15 protein-coding genes are annotated in these 19,756 nt (G+C 65.0%); 4 read left to right on the top strand and 11 right to left on the bottom strand.

From position 1 onward, the window contains the following. Positions 1–49 precede the first annotated feature (49 nt). Positions 50–805 carry a rhomboid family intramembrane serine protease gene (locus OO015_RS07670; RefSeq protein ID WP_265940649.1) on the top strand — a complete coding sequence of 252 codons (756 nt, stop codon included), beginning with the start codon at positions 50–52 and terminating at the stop codon, positions 803–805. Here the strand turns inward: OO015_RS07670 and OO015_RS07665 are convergent. From OO015_RS07665 to OO015_RS07645, 5 genes are all read right to left on the bottom strand, one after another. Continuing rightward, positions 767–1,363, bottom strand: a complete 597-nt coding sequence (locus OO015_RS07665) for a methylated-DNA--[protein]-cysteine S-methyltransferase (protein ID WP_265940648.1) — start codon at positions 1,361–1,363, stop codon at positions 767–769. The two genes, OO015_RS07670 and OO015_RS07665, sit on opposite strands and share 39 nt — an antisense overlap. Continuing rightward, positions 1,363–2,526, bottom strand: a complete 1,164-nt coding sequence (locus tag OO015_RS07660) for a YibE/F family protein (protein WP_265940647.1) — start codon at positions 2,524–2,526, stop codon at positions 1,363–1,365. Before OO015_RS07660 ends, OO015_RS07665 begins: the two co-directional genes overlap by 1 nt. Before the next feature lie 7 nt (positions 2,527–2,533). Further along, positions 2,534–5,509 (bottom strand): ABC transporter permease, encoded by a 2,976-nt coding sequence (locus OO015_RS07655; protein WP_265940646.1) that lies wholly within the window; start codon positions 5,507–5,509, stop codon positions 2,534–2,536. Then, on the bottom strand, positions 5,506–6,273 hold the full coding sequence (locus OO015_RS07650; RefSeq protein WP_265940645.1) for an ABC transporter ATP-binding protein: 768 nt from the start codon (positions 6,271–6,273) through the stop codon (positions 5,506–5,508). Before OO015_RS07650 ends, OO015_RS07655 begins: the two co-directional genes overlap by 4 nt. A 250-nt stretch (positions 6,274–6,523) precedes the next feature. Then, positions 6,524–7,060: an STM3941 family protein gene (locus OO015_RS07645; RefSeq protein ID WP_265940644.1), complete on the bottom strand. Its 537-nt coding sequence runs from the start codon at positions 7,058–7,060 to the stop codon at positions 6,524–6,526. Between the two features lie 188 nt (positions 7,061–7,248). On the opposite strand from OO015_RS07645, the gene OO015_RS07640 reads away from it, so the two are divergent. Beyond that, positions 7,249–8,298 (top strand): M42 family metallopeptidase, encoded by a 1,050-nt coding sequence (locus OO015_RS07640; protein ID WP_265940643.1) that lies wholly within the window; start codon positions 7,249–7,251, stop codon positions 8,296–8,298. A gap of 12 nt (positions 8,299–8,310) precedes the next feature. On the opposite strand, the gene OO015_RS07635 is transcribed toward OO015_RS07640, so the two are convergent. After that, positions 8,311–9,102: an enoyl-ACP reductase FabI gene (locus tag OO015_RS07635; protein ID WP_265940642.1), complete on the bottom strand. Its 792-nt coding sequence runs from the start codon at positions 9,100–9,102 to the stop codon at positions 8,311–8,313. A 66-nt stretch (positions 9,103–9,168) separates the two neighbouring features. After that, a complete protein-coding gene (locus OO015_RS07630; RefSeq protein ID WP_265940641.1) occupies positions 9,169–10,878 on the bottom strand; it encodes a sensor histidine kinase in 1,710 nt (569 codons plus the stop codon). A 95-nt stretch (positions 10,879–10,973) separates the two neighbouring features. On the opposite strand from OO015_RS07630, the gene OO015_RS07625 reads away from it, so the two are divergent. Together OO015_RS07625 and OO015_RS07620 are read left to right on the top strand one after the other, a co-directional pair. Then, on the top strand, positions 10,974–12,605 hold the full coding sequence (locus tag OO015_RS07625; protein WP_265940640.1) for a helicase HerA domain-containing protein: 1,632 nt from the start codon (positions 10,974–10,976) through the stop codon (positions 12,603–12,605). A gap of 4 nt (positions 12,606–12,609) precedes the next feature. Further along, entirely contained in the window at positions 12,610–13,878 is a 1,269-nt protein-coding gene (locus OO015_RS07620; RefSeq protein ID WP_265940639.1) for a metallophosphoesterase family protein, read from the top strand. On the opposite strand, the gene OO015_RS07615 is transcribed toward OO015_RS07620, so the two are convergent. The 4 genes from OO015_RS07615 to OO015_RS07600 are packed head-to-tail and all read right to left on the bottom strand — an operon-like array spanning position 13,875 to position 19,755. Beyond that, complete coding sequence (locus OO015_RS07615; protein WP_265940638.1) at positions 13,875–15,854, bottom strand: alpha/beta hydrolase family protein; 1,980 nt, start codon at positions 15,852–15,854, stop codon at positions 13,875–13,877. The two genes, OO015_RS07620 and OO015_RS07615, sit on opposite strands and share 4 nt — an antisense overlap. 4 nt (positions 15,855–15,858) lie before the next feature. Next, a complete protein-coding gene (locus OO015_RS07610; protein WP_265940637.1) occupies positions 15,859–17,037 on the bottom strand; it encodes a carboxypeptidase regulatory-like domain-containing protein in 1,179 nt (392 codons plus the stop codon). Between the two features lie 54 nt (positions 17,038–17,091). Then, the gene (locus OO015_RS07605) at positions 17,092–18,435 is read right to left on the bottom strand and encodes a (Fe-S)-binding protein (RefSeq protein WP_265940636.1); all 1,344 of its coding nucleotides are present in this window, start codon (positions 18,433–18,435) and stop codon (positions 17,092–17,094) included. 21 nt (positions 18,436–18,456) lie between these two features. Then, positions 18,457–19,755 (bottom strand): FAD-binding oxidoreductase, encoded by a 1,299-nt coding sequence (locus tag OO015_RS07600; RefSeq protein WP_265940635.1) that lies wholly within the window; start codon positions 19,753–19,755, stop codon positions 18,457–18,459. Between the last annotated feature and the right edge of the window lies 1 nt (position 19,756).

Genomic DNA, 19,756 nt, shown 5'->3' with positions numbered 1-19,756 from the left:
GGTGCACTCGCTACCGGCGTCGTCTATCGGAGCGGGGGGCTAGCTGGCCATGTTTCCGATCGGGGACGACAATAGCGGTCGGCAGAGCTTTCCGATCGTCAATACGCTGCTGATCGCCATCAATGTGCTCGTCTTTCTGTACCAGTTGCTCCTCATGGCGGAATCACCGCGGCGGCTGGAGGCGTTCATCTTCAAGTACGGGGCGATCCCATACGAGCTGACCCGCGGCGTCGATCTCCCTCCGACGGTCGGATTTCCTATTTATCTCACCGTCTTCACCTCGATGTTCCTGCACGGCGGTTTCGCCCACCTGATCGGCAACATGTGGTACCTGTACATCTTCGGCGACAACGTCGAAGATTCGATGGGACACGTTCGCTACCTCATCTTTTACCTTCTCGGAGGCGTCGCTGCAGCCTGGGCACAGACACTGCTCGATCCCTCTTCGCGCATCCCGATGGTCGGCGCTTCCGGTGCCATTTCCGCCGTCATGGGAGCCTATCTCGTCCTGTATCCAGGAGGACTCGTCCGTACCGTCACCTTCTTCGGCTTCATTCCGATCTTCTTCTACCTCCCTGCTCTCGTCCTAATCGGGCTCTGGTTCGTCTTCCAGTTCTTCGCCGGGCTCGCCTCGCTCGGTGTGCCAACAGCACCGACCGGCGGTGTCGCCTACTGGGCCCATATCGGGGGCTTCCTCGCGGGAATCGTCCTCGTCTGGCTCTTCCGGGATCCGGAGCGAGTCGAGCGGCAACGAGCCGCTCGGCGGTTACACCGGGCCTTCCAGCGACTCGATCGCGGCTGGTGAGGAAGATGTCCGCTCCAGAACTGCTCGCTCGTGTGCCAGCAGGTGTTGCTTGAGCGCGAGTCCACCAGCGTACCCGCGCAGCTCGCCACGTGCTCCCACCACGCGATGGCACGGAACCACGATCGGTACGGGGTTGGCCGCCAATGCCGCACCGATGGCTCGTACCGCTGCCGGACTCCCCGATCGCTCGGCGACCTCACGGTACGTCCAGGTCATGCCGTAGGGGATCATCGCGATCCGTGTCCAGACCTGCTGTTGAAACGGTGTCCCGCAAAGATACACGGGCACGGTAAACTGCTGCCGGAGGCTAGCGAAGTACTCGGCGAGTTCCTGCTGCGCCTCGCCGAGCGCTGCAGCATCCTCACGGAACACGAGGTGACGGAACCCTTCCCTGGCCAGACACCGCGCTAGCCTCTGCTCGACGGCACGCAACTCCTCGGTCGGTAAAGCGATCGCCAGGAGACCACGGGAACAGCCGTAGAGGCGAAGCACGCCGATCGGTGTCTTCCATGCTGTCGTGACGATGGTCAGCGTCGCGCTGTGCGATCGGCGAGTCATCAGTGGATATGCCCATGCTGGTGTGGGAGGCTTTCCAGCGCTGCGACGGGTGTGCGCACGGCCAACCAGGCCGCGAAACCGGTCGTCAGCGGCACGGCAGCGATCAGCCCCAGGCTCCCGACGAGCATCTGGACGATCTCCTGTGCGACGATCTCGCGGTTCATGATCCAGATGAGCGGCTCCTCCAGCTGGCTGAACAAGAGGAGCAGGGGCAAGGCTGCCCCTGCATAAGCCAGGACGAGCGTGTTGACCGTCGCTGCGATATGGTCGCGACCGACGCGTACACCAGCGGCGAACAGTTCCCAGCCAGTCAAGGCGGGATTCGCACGTCGCAACTCGAAGACGAGCGAACTTTGCGAGACCGTGATGTCGTCGAGGACACCGAGTGCCCCGACCAGCATCCCAGCGAGCAACAGACCTTGTGGACTCACCGCCCGTTCACCGAGGACGACCTGGAGAAAACTCGCTTCCTCATCAGCGAGCCCGGTCAACCCAGCAGCCGCCACGAACAGCGCAGCCAGGAGACCGGTCAAAATCAGACTCAGGCTGGTACCCGCCATCGCGGCCATCACCATCCGCCCGATCCCGTGCGTTACCGTGAGCGTCACGACGAACACGACGAACGAGACTACGATCGCCACGGGCACAGGGGGATAACCGCGCAGGATGAGCGGCACGAGCACCCACACCAGAATGACGAATGTGAACGCGAGGCCGAGAAGTGCGCGCACCCCCTTCCACCGACCGAGGGCGACGATCGCGCCAGCGAAAAGGACACCGAGCACGGCTAACGGCGTCGAGCGGTCGCGATCCAGCACCGTGTAGGCACGGCTGCCGTCCGGGCCAGTCGAAACGGAGAGAAACAGTCGATTGCCTGGTGCGAAACGCTGCCCTGCCGTGTTCAAGTCACGCACCCCGACCGACACTTCCACTCGCTGCCCCTTTTCCGGGCCACTCGTCAGCTCGACGAGGAGCCGCTGGTACGGCTGCGTCACGGGCCCGACAGTGGTGATGCCTTCCTCGAGCACCGCGACAACACGCGCAGTTGCCGTGAACGTCTGCGCTCGCCCCGTCGCCTGCTGTGCCCGGATGTCACCATCTTGGCCGAGCCACAGCCCCACAGCAGCGAGAACGACGGCGACCAGAAGACGTCGGACCACCATACCGGTTTCACTCGTACCGCAGCGCTTCGACGATTGAGACGCGCGACGCCTGTCGTGCTGGCACGTACGCCATCAACAGCGCCACAGCCAACGCGAGTCCAGCGAAGAGCGCGAGCTGTCCCCACGGGATGACGAGCGAGAACTGCTCGAATCGTCCGGCCAGATCGTCCTCACCCGTTACCACGTTCCGGGCCAGGAGCACGCCGAGCAGTGTTCCCCCGGCGATTCCGGCACTCGTCACCAGCGCCGACTCGAGCAAGAAGCCGACAGCCACCATCAATCGCTGATAGCCGATCGCACGCAGCGCCCCGATCTGATGCCGCCGCTCGATGACGGCTCGATACGAGACGACACCGAGCGCTGCGATCCCGACGACGAGTCCGAGCGCCATGAATCCCTGGATGATCCGAATGAAACCGCGGATGATTCCGGTCGCCCGCCCGATGAGGTCGCTCGTCGCCTCTGCTTGGGCACCGAACGGGAGCAATGCCGCCTCGACCTGCCGGGCGAACGCCCGTGCATCGGTTCCCGGGGCGAGGCGGAGCTCGTACTCGATCGTGGACGGCTGCCCGAACACCTGCTCGACGACCTGCTCGGAGACGTACAGCCCGGAGAGGGACGACACCCGCCCGTCGATCACGCCGATCACCCGAACTGTCGTCGTCTTCCCGCTGGCGTTGTCACGGAGCTCCAGCTCGATCGGTCGAAAATCTGTCTGGCTAGTCCGCAGCTCGGGAAGGTACAAGTTGGCCGGATCACCACCGCGCTGCTGGAGCACGTTGGCATCGACGATCGCCAGAGAGGGGTCACGAGCGACCGCCTCCCAGGCTTCACGATCCGTTGCATAGTCCGAACTGCGCAGTTGCAACGGCGCCTCGACCTTCGCCGCGAAGTCCTGATCGATACCACGTACCGGGTAGCGAGCCCACTCGTCGTTCGCGTGCTGCACCGGGCGGACACTGACCCGTGTCCAAGGCACGCTCGCCGTCCGTCCGGTCGCAACGATCGCCGCGACATCGGCGCCACTTTCGCGGAGTGCAGCGACCAGGTCAGGGATCGGCTGGACACCGACCTGCGTGACTTCCACATCCCAGCCGGCATCTGCCAGTGGGCCTGCGAAAATCGCGACCACGTTCGCATAGATCGTCGACATGACGACGAGCGCGAAGAGGATCAGACTGAACATCGCCACGGTGAGTCCCGTACGGCCACGTGATGCCATCGGATAGGCCACGGCGATCCGCACAGCCGGTAACCAGCGCCGGAAAGCACGCCCGAGCCGGCCGACGAGTCCCACTGCGACTTCGATGTTCCAGACGAGCAGCACTGTGAGCGCGGCGACCATCATGAGGCCGGAGAGCACGAACAGCTCAAAGCCCCCACTCATCGGCCCGAAGAGCCGCTCGTGCCAGGAATCCGGCATGAGCCAATAGATCAGGACGAGAATCGCCGCCGCACTATAGAGTGGTCGCGCCGGCACGCCGAAGCGGCGGAGCACTGCTGCTGCACTCAACGGGAGGAGCGAGATGCCCACACTGAACCAACCGAGGCTCTCATCGCGCCAGCCAAGCCAGCAGAGCACACCGCCGACAACCGACCCGACGACACCAGCGATGAGCCAGCGCCGGCTGGCACGCGAGAGCTGCGGTTCCGGCAGATCGCGGATCGCTGCCACGATGTTGAGTCGGCTGACGCGCCAGGCTGCAATGACGACCGTCACGAAGGTCACCACGACCCCCATGAGGTAGGCAAGCACGAGGTCGCGCGGTCGCCACGATGGCTCGATCGTGAAGAACTCCCCGACCAACCGGCCCATGACCCCGGCGATGGCGTAGGCCACCGCGACGCCAGCGACAGCCCCCACCAGGGCAGCTAGGAGGTTGTACCCCATCCCCTCCAGTGCGAAGAGGGCGACCAGATGCCAGCGTTTCATGCCGAGCGCGCGCAGCGTGCCCATCTCCGTCTTTCGCTCGGCAGCCAGCAGTGCGAAGATCAGGAAAATGAGCAAGATTCCCGCAGCGACCGAAAAGAGTCCGGACAGGAGGAAGAGATTCGTAAACGCCTCCCCCGCCTGCGTTGCCTGCTCCACTGCTCGCTCTTTGACCGGCACCGCACGGAATGGCGTTCCCGCGAGTGCGGCGTTCGCTGCAGCGGTGACGGCTTCGCTGTCGTCGAGCCCGTTTCGATTGCTCAGCGCTACGAAACTGACCTGCCCGGACACGCCGAGCCATCGCTCAGCCCGAGCCAGCGGAACGGTCAAGCCACCGGCGTCGCCGACGTTGAGCGTTCCGGTAAAGAAGTTGTCCGGAGCGATCGCAGCCACCTGAACCTCGATGGGTCGGCCAGCGAGAAAGACCTGGAGCCGGTCACCGACCTGAGCGTCGAGCCGCTTGGCAGCCTCCGCACCGAGCACGACCGCATCCTCAGCCAGACCGGCGAGGTCGATCGGTCGCCCCTCAACATCGACGAGTCCACCGACCGCCGCGAGACGGTCAGGCGGCAGACCGATCAGGTTCAAGGCTGGTTCGCTCTGACGCGTGCGGAGATCGATCGCGGCGACCGGCTGCCAGAGCGCCGGCACGACTGCAGTGAGACGGGGCTCCTGCGTGCGCACCGTGTCCAGTTGCTCGACGACCGTAGCCGGCAGAAAGACACCTGGCTGTGGCCCTGCAAACCGCGCATCACCGCTAGCCTGGACGACCAGCTCGTCGACCGGGCCAGCGAGCCGGAGAACCTGACCGGTGATGCTGCGCTGTAATGTGGTTCCAGTGGTGAGCGACGCTGAGAAGATCAGCGTGCTGAGCATGAGACCGATCACAATGAGGACCGTTTGCACCGGCCGGCGGGGAATGTTCCGTAGTGCCATGCGCCCGAGTACGGGGCGCCAGATCCAGAGGCCAGCCGTGATCGCGAGGATCAGCGCGAAGGCGACGAGAAGAATGCGCAAAACGAGCGCGAGCGAGACACCGAAGATCTCGTTCATCGAGCCTCGCCCCCACGTCCCGCAGCGTTGACACCATTGAACCCGTCATCGATGATCCGGCCGTCGCGCATCTGGACGATCCGGTCACACATCGCTCCGATGCGAGGATCGTGCGTCACGATCACGAACGTCTGCCCATTGTCCCGGTTGAGTCGCCGGAGCAGCGCCATCACCTCGTCCGCTGTTTCGGTATCGAGATTCCCGGTCGGCTCGTCAGCCCAGATGATGTCCGGTTGATTCACGAGCGCACGAGCGATCGCCACCCGCTGCTGCTGGCCACCGGAGAGTTCGTTCGGCTTGTGACCAGCCCGGTCGGCGAGGCCGACTTGCTCGAGCACCTCCATGGCACGCCGTCGTGCTTCGCTCGGCCGAGCACCGGCGAGCAGTGCAGGAAGCTCGACATTTTCGAGCGCGGTCAGCACCGGAATCAAATTGAAGAGCTGGAAGACGAAGCCCATGTGTCGGGCTCGAAAGGTCGAGCGCACATCGTCCGGGAGCTTGGCGAGTTCTTTGCCAGCGATGAGAATCTGTCCTTGGTCGATCGTATCGAGTCCGGAAAGACAATTGAGCAGCGTTGTCTTGCCACTCCCCGACGGCCCCATGACGGCGACCATCTCGCCGCGATAGACCGTGAGCGAGACACCCCGCAAGGCCTGTACCTTGACACGACCGGTGTCGTAGATTTTGAGAACATTTCGCGCTTCGACGATGGGTGAGTGCTCGACTTCTGTCACTGTCCTGAGCGGTTGGAGAACTGTTTCCACCTTACGTCTCCTCTCATCGGCGCCCGCGCGCCGGAACGTTTCGATGGTACCATCTTCCGTCCGCTCGCCCCGCCGATCCGGCCGCGCGTCTGGAGACAAGCAACTTCTCCTCCAGCGCATCGTGCTCCAATGCTTCGACCGTTCTGTAACAGCTGAGTAAACGTATCAGCTGCCGTGCCTCCGGCGACCGAACCCTCGTCGATGTCAGAACGGCCAGCTGCTGCGAGGACGCCAACAGCTCCCTCGCGCTCTACGAGTCACTCGCGGGCGGCATCCCTCGTCGCAACGCCTCAGCATACGCGACGACCTGATCGAGCGGTCGGTCGAGTGCTTCCCAAGGAATGACGATCGGGGTCCCGTAGCGTTGGATCAGTTCCTCAGCGCTGCGCCGGTGCTCCGGGTCCAGATCAGCGGCGAACCGTTGCGGGCGGTACACCTGAACGAGCAGCACGCGACGCCCACCGGATTCCCGTGCTTCGACGCGGCGCACGTCCTGCCAGCGGATACGGCCTGCACGCACCAGCGAGCCGCGATCGATCACGCCTTCTTCGTCCAGTTCGAGCACGGGTGTCCGGTCAACCGCGAGCAGGATCGTCAGAATCGCGACGACACCGAGGAAGAGCGCCATCGAACCCGCGAACAGGCGCTCGATCCAGACGTCGGCCCCCCAGGCGAACCGTATCGCGACGAGACAGAGCGCCAGCGAGAGCGACCCGAGCACCGCTGCGCGAACACGGCTGCGCCGAACCACGATCCGCTGCGGACGCTCTCGAGGTTGCGTGTCCATTCAGGGAGAGACCTCCATCCTCTGCACACTGATACACCAGAAGTTTCGATGGTCTGCACCGCTCCGGCAAGGGGCGAGCGGCACAAAGTGACCGCACCGAGTGAACGGCGATCGGCAGGACTGCCGCACGCGACGCGGACGCTGTATCCTGGCACCGGGATCGGACAGGGCGAACGAGGAGCAGACCGATGCGCGAACGGATCGCTGAAGTGCTCACCGATCTGATGGCACTGCCAGGGCCCACCGGACGGGAGGAGCCCGTCCTCGCCTGGCTGGAACGAGCCTGGGCTCCGCATGTCAAACGCTTGTGGCGGAGCCGGGTGGGTAATCTGCTCGCGTACGTCGGCGGGTCCGGCCCACGCCTTCTCCTAACGGCACACGCCGACGAATTGAGCTTCGTCGTCCGCTCGGTCGACTCGAGCGGTCTCCTCTGGCTGACCACTGGGCAAGTACGGGGTGAACCACAGGAGCGCTTTCCGGTCGGGCAACCAGCGCTGGTTCTCGGTCGTGGACTGAGCGTGGAGGGCGTCTTCGTCACCGCTACGGGTCACGTCGTCCCCGAGGAGCGCCGAAGCAAGCCGGTCACGTTCTCCGACCTTCTCGTCGACATCGGGGCGAACTCGAAGCAGGAAGTCCTCGACCGCGGCATCACCGTCGGTGCGAGCGTCATTTGGAACCCACCGCCGCGTCGGGTCGGGCCTCGCCTCTACGGGAAAGCGATCGACGACCGTGTCGGGCTGGCACTCCTGACGCTCCTTCTTCGTCATATCGACACACAGCAATTGAATTGCGCGCTCTACCTCGCTGCGACGGTTCAGGAAGAGAATGGACTGCTCGGCGCGAGCTCGTTGCGAAACGATCTCGATGTCGACTGGGCAGTCGCCATCGACGTCGGTCTCGTCGGGGATCTCCCGACCATCGGTGAGCAGTCAATGCCCGCTGCACTCGGCAACGGGCCACAACTCGTTCACAAGGACTCCGCGACGCATTATGACCAGCGTCTGTTGTGGCGGCTCGCCGAGCTCGCTGATCGCGCCGGCATCCCAGTGCAGCACGTGGTCTTCGAACGATACGGGAGCGATGGTGCTGCATTGATTCGCCAGGGCATCCCGACTGCGCTCCTGGCAGTCGGCGCGCGGCATACGCACGCACCGTTCGAGGCCGTCGATCTCTCCGACGTCGAGGCGACACTCCTCCTCATCGAGCAACTGGTCTACGAAGGTCCGATCGAGCACTGAGGTGCGCGGAGGTCAGGGCACGAGCGATTCGCCACCGTCGACTTTGATCACGTTACCGGTGATCCACGTCAGGCCAGGCGCACTCAACGCGCGGATCGCTCGGGCGATGTCCTCTGGTGTGGTGAGTCGCCCGCTCGGATTCCGCCGCTCGGCCTCGCGGAGCATCTCATCGGCACCGGGAATTTTCGCCTGGGCTGGGGTTGGCGTCACACCGGCCTGGATCGCGTTGACCGTGATCCCGTACCGGGCCAGTTCGACCGCGAGCTGCCGGACATGCGACTCCAGCGCAGCCTTCGCTGCCGAGACAGGTCCGTACCCACGCCAGACGCGTGTTGATCCCTCGCTCGTCATGGCGAAGATCCGCGCGTCACGCTCGAACAAGCCAGCGTGGAAGAGGTCCTGAGTCCAGTAGACGAGCGAGTTCGCCATGACGTCGAGCGTCATTTCCAGTTGCTTCTGCGTCACCTGTTGCGAGGGGTCCTCGTCGATGTAGGGTCGCAATGTCCCGAAGGCGAGCGAGTGCATCAGTACGCGCACTCGCGCACGGCGCTCGCGCAGGGCCGCCACGACCTGCTGGCGGGTGTCAGCGTCCGCGGCATTCGCGTTCACGAACACAGCCTGAACCCCCGCTGCTTCGACGTCCGCCTTGACTGCCTCGGCCAGCGGCAGCGTCGCTCGCCGATCGAGATGCACACCGCAGACATGCATACCGGCGCGCGCGAGTTCCCGTGCGGTCGCCGCTCCGAACCCACTCGACGCGCCGAGGATGACTGCCCAGTAACCGCTGAACCCCTCGTTCGCCATCGTACCCTTCCCGTTCCCACTCCACCGTACGTCCGGCTGCAGTATCCGCAGGCGAGATCGCGCCCGTCAACTCGGAGCGCTCAGCACCGCAGTCTCCTGTCCCTCGGGGACGAAGCGTACCCGTACCAGCGTCCCCCCATTCTTCCCTGGACCGATCTCGAGTTCGCCACGCAAGTCAACCTCGACCAGCGTTCGTGCGATCTGCAAGCCGAGCCCGCGGCCGCGCAACGGATCGAAATCCGGCGGCAGCCCGCGCCCGTTATCCTCGAACTCGACCAGTGCCCGGTTCCCTTCTGCCCGCACGCGAACGGCGATCCGCCCTGGGCCCCCGGCGAAACCGTGCCGCACCGCATTCGTCACGAACTCGTTCAGCAGGAGCGCCAGTACCGTCGTCTGCCGCGAGGAAACGGCGACCTCGTCCCCCTCGATCACCCACTCGACGGCGACGTCGTCGCCGTAGAAGGAGTGCACGGCCTGCGCGACGACGATGCGCGCCAGCTCGCGGAGCGACACTTCCGGCATCTCGCGTCCGCTCAAGAGATCGTGGACAACAGTGAGACTCCGGATGCGGCTCACGGCGTCTTGCAAGACAGCACGCGCCTCCGGTCCAGCGCGTCGCGCCTGCAACGAGAGCAACGCCGCCACCGTTTGCAGGTTATTGCGGACACGGTGGTGCAGCTCGCGCAGGAGCGCCGAAGCCCGAGCGAGCCCACGCCGGGCTTCTTCGTACAGTTCGGCATTTTCGATCGCGATCGCCGCGGTGTCGGTGAAGGCGTGCAGCAGGCCGGTCTGGGCTGGTGGCGCAGTACCGTGCCGGTAAGCCAGGCAAAGGGCCCCGACAGCCCGACGACCAGTGATCATCGGGAGCGCGTAGACCGCGACGCCCTCCTCGGGCAGCTCCCGCCACACCGCGGCACCGGAGTCGAGCACGTCCTGTACCACGCCCCGGAGTGCCTGCTCCAGTGCTCCATCGTGGTGCGTTGCCCATTCGGGAGGTGCAGCCCGCAGCAACTCCAGCCCGCCGCCCGTGGCACGCGATTGCCGGAAGATCGAAACACCGCGAGCACCGGAGAGCTCGAGCGCCCGGTTCGCGATCGTGGCCAAAAGCTCACCGAGATCGAGTGTCGAGGCGATCGCTCGCCAGAGCTGCTGGAGCAACTCGAGCTGCGCGATGCGCCGCCGGAGTTCGGCATCCGTCTCGCTGTACAGGAGCGCATTCTCGATCGCGATAGCGATTTCGCCTGCCGCTGTCTCCAAGAAGTCGATCTCCTCCGGCCAGAACTCGCGCGGTTCGAGCGTGAGGATGTTGAGCACGCCCAAGAGGCGCCCCGGTTGCCGCGCGATCAACGGCACGGACACCTGGCTCGCGAAGGGCCGGTCATCGACGTGCGGATAGTCGACGTACGCGGGATGACGCGGTGCATCGAACGCGATCTGAAGCTGGCGCGTGAGCGCAGCCTGCCCAGTGATCCCGACGCCGAGCGGCAACGTGATCCGACCCGGCCGATCCGGCGAGACGCCATCGACCGCGCGGAGCGTGAGGGTACCTGAGGACTCGTCATAGAGGAAAATCCCGCATGAGTCGGCTCGCATCGTCTCACGCAAGACACGCGCGACCGTATTCAGCATTTCGTCCAGGTCGAGACTACTGGTCGCAGCACGCGTGATCCAATGCAGCGCCTGGAGTCGCCCGACCGGACCTGCCAGTACACGCCGGCTCGGGTCGGATGGGGCCTTCAAGAGTTCGGCAAGCGTTTCCCACTCGTTGTCCAGCATGGGCCTCGTTCCCGCCTCGCGCGTTTCTTCTCATGGTACAATCCGCTGCGCGGAAACGACAGGGCGCGAACGGACGAGACAAGGTGAACGCTGCGGTGCACCGACCCGACGAGCGAGACGACGCCGACCACTGCCTGCTCGGTGTGGTGACCGAGGGAAGCTTCAGTCGAGGACTGCGCGTCCGCTTGCTGGATCCCGCCGCAGTCGAGCACCTGCGGGTCGGTAGCTTCGTTGTCCTCGAGGGTGACCGTCACCGCTATTTCGGCATGGTCACGGATCTCTCGCTCGATACGACCGACTCGGCGATCGCCGCCGATCCTCCTCTGCGATCGTCTTTCGCGAGTCGCATCCTGCGCGGTACGCAAGCCTATGCAGTCGCTGAAATCCGGCCATCGCTCGAGCTGGAGCACGGCAATGCCGAGCCGCAACCAGCACGAACGATCCCGCCGCATTTCGCGCACCTCCGGCAAGCGACCGCCGAGGATTTCGCAGCCGTCTTCGGCCACGAGGATGCCACGCACTTCGCACTCGGCACTCCACCAGCGATGGATATCCCGGTACCGATCGATCTCGCTGAGCTGGTCAAGCGCTCCAACGGCGTTTTCGGTCAGAGCGGGAGCGGGAAGAGCGTCTTGACCCGGCTGCTCCTCATCGGCCTGATCCTGGCCGACGAGGTTTCCGTCCTCCTCTTCGACATGCACAACGAGTACGCGCGCGCTCTGGCTGACCAGCCGCAACTCGTCGGGCTGCTCGAACTCTTCGGCCCGAGCCGGGTCCACGTCTACACACTGGACGACCGGACAGAACGGAGCGCGGCAGCGCGGACGATCCATATCGGCCTCGATCAGATCGAGCCGGGTGACATCGAACTGCTGGCCGAGGAGCTGAACTTGAACCCGACCTTCGCCACGGTCGCGCATCACCTGTACGGACGGTTCGGGCGGGAGTGGATCGTCCGGACGCAGGAGTTCGACAGCGAGGCGGTCAAGGCGTTCTGCTCGGAAACGGGCGTTGCCGAGGCATCCGTCAATGCACTGCGGTCGAAGTTGGGTCGGCTCGTCAACCGTCCCTACATCCGCTCATCGCTCGACTTTTCCGTCATCGACGAGATCATCCAGAAGCTCCAAAAAGGCACGCATGTCATCGTCCAGTTCGGAAAGAACGATTCGTTCCTGGACTACATGCTCGTCGCTAACCTGCTCACCCGGCGTATCCACAGCCGGTACACCGAAGAGGTGCTGGAAGCCCAGCTCGCGGGCGGGGAGACGAAGGTTCGCCCGCTCGTGATCGTCCTGGAGGAGGCACACAAATTCTTGACTCCGGAGGCTGCCAGGCAGTCGATCTTCGGCACGATCGCGCGCGAGATGCGGAAGTACCGCGTCACCCTCCTCATCGTTGACCAACGACCGTCCAGCATCGATCGGGAAATTCTCTCGCAGCTCGGCACGAAGATCATCGGGCCGCTCAGCGACCAGCAAGATATCGAGGCGGTGCTCACCGGTGTCGCCGATCGCTCCGGTCTCCGCAACCTCCTGGCGAACCTCAGCCCGCGTCAGGAGTGCGTGATCGTCGGGCACGCGGTCCGGATGCCGGTCGCGATCCGCACACGACCGTACCGGCGCGAGGACATGTTCGCGCTCGTGCGGAGCCGCCCGGGGCACTCGGATGGTTCGGAGCGTGCGCGCGAGGAGCGATTGCGGCGGCTCCTGACTGGCCAGAGAGGATGATCGCGTGGCTCTGCGCATCCTCCACTTCGCCGACCTCCACTTGGGTATCGAGACACACGGTACCTTCCGGCCGGAACTCGGATACAGCACGCGCGTCCAGGACTTTCTCGCTGCGTTCGACCAGGTGATCGAGGCCGCGCTCACCGAGCAGGTGGACGCAGTGCTCTTTGCCGGGGACGCCTTCAAGAACGCCGATCCGAGCCCGACGCTCCAGCGCCTCTTCGCGTCGCGCATCCGACGTCTCCTCGCTGCGGATATTCCGACCGTCCTCCTCGTCGGCAACCATGACCGGCCACGCAGCCTCGCTCGCTCGACGCCGATGGATATCTACGACGCCTTGCAGCTCCCGGGCGTCCGGGTCCTGACCTGGCCTGAACGGTTGATGCTGGAGACACGCTCCGGGCCACTCCAGGTGGTCGCGCTTCCCTGGCTTCCGATGGGTATCCTTCTCGCAGATGATCGCTTGCACCGATCCTCATCGGTCGAGTTGGAACGGGCATTCCGGGAACACGTCAGTCGCATCGTTCGCGAGCACCTCATGGAACTTGACCCATCTCATCCCGCGGTCTTCCTGGGTCATCTCACGCTGGAGGGAGGACAGTTCGGTGCCGAGCGAAGCGCGCTGCTCGGCACCGATCCGGTCTTCGCACTCGATGAACTCGGTCTGGTCGAGGCACCGATCGATTATGTCGCGCTCGGGCACCTGCACAAGCATCAGGTCCTGCACCACCGTCCACCGGTCGTCTATGCGGGCAGCGTCGAGCGGATCGATTTCGGTGAGGAACACGAAGAGAAAGGCTTCGTCCTGGTGACCGTCGAACCGGGAACGTATCCGCGGGCGGTCAGCTGTTCGTTCCGCCCGATCCGCACGCGTCCGATGCGGACGCTGCGTTTCGAACTGGAAACGGATACGCCGATGGAGGAGTTGCGCGCGCGCCTCGAGCAGCGAATGCCCGAGGTGCAGGATGCAATCGTCCGCCTCTTCCTCCGCCTGCCACCCGAACGAGCTGGTGCGGTGCGTTCGCACGAAGTGCGTCGCTGGCTACTCGACTTCGGTGCAGCACATGTTGCGGGTATCCTGATCGAGACCGAACGACTCACCCGTCCGCGTGTCGACGTTGCGCACGAGACGCGCAACGATCCCGTAGCGCTCCTCGAGCGCTGGGTGAGCCTTCGCTCGTTGCCAGACGAGTTGGCCCGGGCTGTCGTCGCTCGAGGTCGCCAGCTGATCGAGCGAGCCGAGGCTGGAGAATCCCTCTCGCCGACAAGCTAGCCGCCCAGGTACGTACGGAACCAGCGCAGCTCGTGCTCGAGGTGCTCGAGACGATGTCGCGGCCGCCCGCTCCGTGTGAGATTGTGCCCCTCACCAGGAAAGCGGACGAGTTCGACCGTCCGCCCGAGCCGTCGCAACCAGGCGAACAACTCCTCCGCTTGCCCGATCGGACAACGCCAGTCCTCCTCGGCATGGAGCAAGAGCAGCGGCGTCCGGATATCGGGAGCGTACGTGAGCGGTGAGAGACGCCGGTAACGCTCCGGATCTTCCCATGGAGCAGCACCGATCTCCCACTCGTTGAAATAGACGCCGATATCGCTCGTCCCGTACATGCTCAGGAGATCGGAAACGCACCGCATCGAGACTGCCGCCTTGAAACGATCGGTATGCCCGATAATCCAGTTGGTCATGTATCCACCGTAGGAACCACCGCAGACACCCAATCGCTCCGGATCGACCCAGCCCTGTGCAACTACGGCATCGACGACCGCCATGAGATCGGGCATGTCCGCCTCGCCCCAGGCACCCCGCGTGCACGACAAGAACGCTTCCCCGTATCCTTGGCTACCCCGCGGGTTGGCGTACACGACTGCGTACCCAGCGGACGCCAACACCTGGAACTCGTGGCAGTACACCCAGCCGTACATGGCGTGCGGGCCACCGTGGATCGACAAGACCAGTGGTACTTTGCGTTCGCCCGCCGTCTGCGGGCGCAAGAGCCACGCGTGGATCGACCGGCCGTCCGTCGGGCTCGGAACCCACAGCTCCTCCGGTTCGACCAGCGTGACCTGCTCCTTCCAGTCGCGGTTCGGATCGACCAGCTGCTCAGCTTGGCTACCATCCGCAGCGAGTAGCCAGATCGAGCCAGGATCGCTTGGGTCGGCGATCGTCGCTGCGATCCACTGTCCGTCGCGACTCAGGCTGAAGTCCAGAATCCGGCGGGCACCGCCCAGAACACACTGCGGTTCGCCGCCATCGACCGGAAACCGGTAGAGCCGCACGGCACCCTGCTGGCTCACCTGGGCATACACCCACCGGCCGTCCGGCGACCACGCCAGACCTGGCCGTGACGGCCCGAACGCATCGGACAAGAGAGCGTCGTCCAGGGTCGCGTCGAACTGCTCGGTGATACAGCGCACCTCGCTTCCGTCGGGTGCAACGATCCACAGACGCTTGTGCCGAGCCGAGCCAGCCCACGACTCGAAGTGACCGACAGCAGTCACCCAGCGACCATCGGGTGACCAGGCCGGACGGCCGAGCGCAGCCGCCCGACCACCGGACAGTCGCTCGACATCGATCGGCCGGCCGCTCGCGTCCAGGCGCAGCCGCCACAATTCGCTCGCAGCATTCCACTCCCGGTCATCGGTGCGGTTCGAGATGAAGACGATCGCCGAGCCATCCGGCGCCCACACCGGCCAGTCGTCGTCCCAGTCTCCGTCGGTCAGCCGTTGCACCTGACCGTCCGCAAGACGCACGAGCCAGAGGTGGCTCCGCCGCTCGTGCAAGAATCCCCGTTGGCCATCGAACCGGTAGCGGAGCGCTGTCAGGCGCACCACGTCCGAGGTCGTATCCGGTGCGCCTTCCGGCTGCACTGCACGCGTCACGACGACGAGACGCTCTCCCTCCGGAGCCCATTCGAACGCCGTGACCGGCTCAGCGAACCGGGTGAGCTGGCGCGCTTCACCACCATCGCGCGGGATGACCCACAACTGGTCAGTACCCGAGCGATCGGAAAGGAAGGCGAGGAAGCGCCCATCCGGTGACCAGCGCGGCATGAGATCGCGCCCTGGCCCCTGCGTGAAGCGACGCGGCGGCCCACCTCCTCTACCAACGAGCCAGATCGCCGAACGGTAGCGGTCGGCCTCGAGGTCCATCGTGGTCAGGACATAGGCCACCTCGCGCCCGTCGGGTGCGATCTGCGCATCGCTCGGAAGCTGCAGAACAGCGAGGTCACCGATTTCGACCGGTCGCGCCATCGCCTCAGTTACCTCCTTCGACCCCACGCTCGCGGAGCACGAGTTGCCGCAGCTGTGCCAAGACCGCTGCTCGTCGCTCGTTGTACTGCATCTCGTCCAACTCGCCCGCAGCCCGTGCCTCATCCAGCCGGTTCAGCTCAGCGGCTAGGCGCAAGCGCTCGTCCTCGACCGAAGCAGCTGCTGACCCCTTCGCAACCGCACGGGCATGGCGTCGGCGCAGCGCGATGATCGTGAGGATGCCAGCAGCCAGCAGGCCGACTACGCCGACGGCAATCGCGATACTCGGACCGAGCGGCAGATCGAACAACAATCCTGTTCGCGGAAGTCCGCTGACCTGGACGACGTGCGTATCACCGACGACCGGCGCGTCGACCGCGAGGACCCGGTACGTCACGCCGCTCACATCGACCGTTCCCGTATCGATCAAGCTGCGCGAATCGAGTTTGTATGTCCCCTCACGAACGAGCACCCGCAAGGTGCCGGTTGGGAGAGCCGTGCCGATGGAGAGCGTCGCACGCGTTCCTGAATAGGGCACCGTATAGCTCAGCACGATCGTGTGCGAGCCGGGCGGTACTGGACCGGTCGTCACGAGGACGTTCCCCTCCAGGCGTGGCTGGCCGTAGTCGAAGCCCGGTTGCGGACTGATCTCCTGAGCACCTTGTGGAAGCGGAATGCGGAGGACCACACCGCTGGTATCCCCGACGTAGGTCCGGTCGCCCGTATTTTCCACGATGACGATATCCATCACATCGACAGCACGCAGTTCCGGTGACGCGCCAGCGATCACGATCGAACGCGAGTTCACCCGGAGCACGTTCGGATCGGTCGTCGTCTCGTACACGGTGAGATCGACCGTCTGCTGCGGCTGCTGGTTCAGCTGCACCATCTGACTCACATAGTCGACGCCTGCGTAGCGGACAACGAGGATGTAGGCATCCTGGGCATCCGTCGGCAGTCCCTCGAACGAGAACGAGCCGTCCGGACCGACTCGAGTCTGCTTTTCCTCAGCGAGCTGCATACCGGCAAAGTGGCGCAGCGTGACGGTGAGACCGGCGACACTTCCACCGCCAGCGGTACCGTTCTGCACGCGGCCACTGATCGTGCCCGTTTCCTGGGCGTGAGCCGCCTGGACGAGCGTCAACACGAGGAACGAGAGAACCGTGAGCACACGCAACCAGCGCACGACCGCGATCCTTATCGTTTCAGCGCCGACTCACCGATGTCGCGCACTGCCTGCTCAGTCAGCGAGCAGGCTGACTGGCTGGCTGGGTACACCGTGCGAGTAGGCACGATCCAGTACCTCGACCAGATGGAGTACCGGTACGCGGCGACCCCGCGCCCGGAGCCCCGCCTCGAGTTGGAGCATACATCCGGGGTTAGCCGAAACGATCACCTCGGCACCGGTCGCCAGGGCGTTGTCCAGTTTGCGTTGGAGCAGAGCGGACGCCATGTCCGGTTGCAGGAGGTTGTAGATACCGGCAGAGCCACAGCAGAGCGCTGACTCGGCCATCTCGACCAGCCGCAACTGCGGAATCGCCCGCAGGAGCACCCGCGGCTGCTGGGTGATCCGTTGCGCATGCGCCAGGTGGCACGGTTCCTGATAGGTGACCGTCCAGGGTAATGGGCCCGGTTGTACAGTCAAGCCACGTTCGACTAGGAACTCGAGAACATCCCGTACCTTGGTAGCCAGGGCCCGCGCCCGCTCGGCATAACCGTGGTCGTGCCGGAGGAGCTGCGGGTACTCCTTCAGCATCGCTCCACAGCCAGCAGCATTGACGATGATCGCATCGAGATAGGGGGACTCCAGAGCTTCGATATTCAGTCGAGCGAGTTTCCGGCCCAGTTCCGGCTCACCGCTGTGCACATGCAACGCTCCGCAACACTGCTGACCCGAGACGAGCACGACATCGAAACCGTTCCGCGTCAAGACCCGGATCGTCGCCGCATGGACATGTGCGTAAGCGGTGCTCATGACACAACCCACGAAAAGCGCCACCCGTCCGCGCCGCTCGCCCTCCGCCGGGTAGAACCGACCGTCGGCAACCACGAACTCGTCGGAGAGACGCGGGAGCAAGGCCTCGGCGTGCTCGAGGCCGACCAGCCGCAAGAGGCCGGAGCGTCGCACCAGCGCCCGGATAGGGCTTCGCTGATACCAGCGAAGCAAACGGTTCGCCAGACGGAACCGTCGCATGTCGCCGAGCAGGATGCGGAATCCGAGGAAGCGGAACAGTCGCTCGCGCAGCGATTGCGGCCGGTGCTGCACCAGCTGCGCGCGCGAGGCCTCCAGGATCTCTCCGTAATGAACACCACTCGGACAGACCGCCTCACACGCCCGGCAGTTGAGACAGAGTTGCATTTCCTCGGCGAAAACCGGATCGAGGAGGTCCAGCCGTCCCTCGGCTACCGACTTCATCAGCCAGATACGACCGCGCGGCGACGAGCGCTCGCGCCAGGTGATCCGGTACGTCGGACAGGACGGCAGGCAAAAACCGCAATGGACGCACTTGCGTATCGCATCGTACGCTGGAGCATCCCGCCCGCTGAAGGTTCGTCGGCGCTCCGCCTCCTGTACAGTCACCATCCTCGTCACCTGCCTCCTCGGTCAGAGATGCGCGATGAAGCGCCCTCGGTTGAGCACACGGTCGGGATCGAACGTCTCTTTGAGTCGCCGCATGACCGCTATCCCGTCGGGATGCCGCCCGAACACGTCGGTACCGACCTTCACCGCAGCCGGCGCCGCGAGCAGCACCGCATGCTGCCCCACCTCGGCCAGCTTGTCCCAGGCCAGGCGCAACGCGTCGACCGTCCCGCTGACCGTCACGTAGGCGAGTCCGCTGCCGTAGTCCAGCACCAGACCAGCCAGTGCTGAGCCCAGCTCCGTCACCACGTGCCCGGCCAGCTCGCTCAGGCGCGAAGGCCGCTCACCGATGCGTAGGCGAAGACGATCGCGCTGTGGCCTCGCATCCAGCAACGACTGCAGTGCACGCCAGAATGCGATCGTCTGCTCGCGATCCAGGACGTCCGCCTCCCGAGCGGCGATACCGCCACTTTCCCGCAACCGGTCAGCCTGACGAATCACCGCGGCTTCCGGTCCCTCGCAACGCGCCGCGAGCACCCAGCCGGTCATACCCAGATCGAGCTGCCTCACCACCGGCGGGGCGAGCACCACGAGCGCGGTGGGAGCGAGCTGCGACCCACGGAGCGTCAGGGCCGCTTCGGCTGCCGCTGCTGCATCCGCAAAGGCGAGGAGCACGCTCCGCTGCGCCTCCGGTGCTGGCAGTACCTTGAAGTTCGCCTGCACGATCACGCCGAGTGCCCCCAGGGCACCGAAATGGAGGCGCATCATGTCGTAGCCAGAAACGTTCTTGACGACGATGCCCCCACCCTTGGCCAGCGTGCCGTCCGGCAGCGCGACCGTAATCCCGATGATGAGGTCCCGCAGGCTTCCATGCCCGAAGCGTCGCGGGCAACCGAGACCGGTCGCCACGAGACCACCGACCGTGATCCGCTCCGGCTCGGCTGCATCGATCGGTAGCATCTGCCCATTCGCCGCGAGTGCCTCCTCGAGATCCGCCAGCGTCCGCCCAGCCTGTACCGCGATGGTGAGATCGGCGGGCTCGTACTGCACGATCCGGGAGAGCCCGCGGAGGTCCAGGGCGACGTCGTAGCGCTCCGGCACGTTGCCGAGCCCCATCTGACCGCCGCCGCCCCACGGAATCACGCCGAGTTCGGCAGCAGCACAGACCGCCAGCACCTCAGCCACAGCTTCCGGGCTCGAGACAGCGAGCGCCACTCTCGGCACCACGCCGTCGACGGCGAAGGCCGAGGGATCCTGGTAGACTCCGAACGTAGCGAGCCGTTCGAGCGCGATCTCTGGCTCCAAACGCGTCGTTCCCGTCATG

This window comes from Thermomicrobium sp. 4228-Ro, from assembly GCF_026241205.1.
Lineage (GTDB): Bacteria > Chloroflexota > Chloroflexia > Thermomicrobiales > Thermomicrobiaceae > Thermomicrobium.
This window is presented reverse-complemented; position numbering and strand designations above follow the sequence as displayed.

Coding starts and splice junctions, on each gene's coding strand:
- OO015_RS07670 (WP_265940649.1), top strand. CDS start 50: ATGTTTCCGATCGGGGACGACAATAGCGGTCGGCAGAGCTTTCCGATC.
- OO015_RS07665 (WP_265940648.1), bottom strand. CDS start 1,363: ATGACTCGCCGATCGCACAGCGCGACGCTGACCATCGTCACGACAGCA.
- OO015_RS07660 (WP_265940647.1), bottom strand. CDS start 2,526: ATGGTGGTCCGACGTCTTCTGGTCGCCGTCGTTCTCGCTGCTGTGGGG.
- OO015_RS07655 (WP_265940646.1), bottom strand. CDS start 5,509: ATGAACGAGATCTTCGGTGTCTCGCTCGCGCTCGTTTTGCGCATTCTT.
- OO015_RS07645 (WP_265940644.1), bottom strand. CDS start 7,060: ATGGACACGCAACCTCGAGAGCGTCCGCAGCGGATCGTGGTTCGGCGC.
- OO015_RS07640 (WP_265940643.1), top strand. CDS start 7,249: ATGCGCGAACGGATCGCTGAAGTGCTCACCGATCTGATGGCACTGCCA.
- OO015_RS07635 (WP_265940642.1), bottom strand. CDS start 9,102: ATGGCGAACGAGGGGTTCAGCGGTTACTGGGCAGTCATCCTCGGCGCG.
- OO015_RS07630 (WP_265940641.1), bottom strand. CDS start 10,878: ATGCTGGACAACGAGTGGGAAACGCTTGCCGAACTCTTGAAGGCCCCA.
- OO015_RS07615 (WP_265940638.1), bottom strand. CDS start 15,854: ATGGCGCGACCGGTCGAAATCGGTGACCTCGCTGTTCTGCAGCTTCCG.
- OO015_RS07605 (WP_265940636.1), bottom strand. CDS start 18,435: ATGGTGACTGTACAGGAGGCGGAGCGCCGACGAACCTTCAGCGGGCGG.
- OO015_RS07600 (WP_265940635.1), bottom strand. CDS start 19,755: ATGACGGGAACGACGCGTTTGGAGCCAGAGATCGCGCTCGAACGGCTC.